This window comes from Gelidibacter salicanalis, assembly GCF_016469035.1.
Taxonomy (GTDB): domain Bacteria; phylum Bacteroidota; class Bacteroidia; order Flavobacteriales; family Flavobacteriaceae; genus Gelidibacter; species Gelidibacter salicanalis_A.
On the sequence record NZ_JAEHJZ010000230.1, the window covers coordinates 1 to 210 of the forward strand.

Below are 210 nucleotides of genomic sequence, written 5' to 3' on the forward strand. Positions count from 1 at the left end.
CAAAGAGATGGTGGTAGCCATTTAGCCGGCTTACGTGGTGCATTGACACGTACCATGAATAGCTATATTGAAGAAATTGGTTTGGCTAAGAAGCATAAAATTAGCGCAACAGGTGATGATTCAAGAGAAGGCTTAACCGCAATCTTGTCCGTAAAAGTTCCAGATCCGAAGTTTTCATCGCAAACTAAAGATAAGTTAGTTTCATCGGAA

General features: G+C 40.5%; 1 pseudogene. It reads left to right on the forward strand.

The annotated features are described in order from the left end of the window. A pseudogene (locus JEM65_RS21420) lies at positions 1-210 on the forward strand (DNA topoisomerase IV subunit B); the annotation flags it as partial.